Raw genomic sequence first — 406 nt, forward strand, 5'->3', positions numbered from 1 at the left:
GCGGACACCGGCCGTGTCTCGATTGCGCCTGAGAAGCTGATGCGGGCGCTGCTGTTGCAGGTGTTCTACTCGGTGCGCAGCGAGCGCATGCTGATGGAGCAGATGCGCTACAACCTGCTGTTCCGCTAGTTTGTCGGGCTGGCGATTGAGGACGCCGTGTGGGACCACTCGGTGTTCTCGAAGAACCGCGACCGGTTGCTGGAGCATGAAGTCGTGGAAGCGTTCTTCACCGAAGTCATGAGCCTGGCGGACAAGCAGGGCTTGCTGTCGAGAGACCAGTTCTCGGTGGACGGCACGCTGATTCAGGCGTGGGCCAGTCACAAGAGCTTCCGCAGCAAGGACGGCCCGGACGATGGTCCGCCGGCCGGCGGTGGCCGCAACGCCGACACTGACTGGAAAGGCGAGC

General features: G+C 63.5%; 1 pseudogene. It reads left to right on the forward strand.

Going from position 1 to position 406, the window contains the following annotated elements:
* Positions 1–406 (forward strand): annotated as a pseudogene (locus tag AB3X98_RS42105) (IS5 family transposase); the annotation flags it as partial.

This window comes from Paraburkholderia sp. BR14312, assembly GCF_040948675.1.
In the GTDB taxonomy this organism is placed as follows: Bacteria; Pseudomonadota; Gammaproteobacteria; order Burkholderiales; family Burkholderiaceae; genus Paraburkholderia; species Paraburkholderia nodosa_A.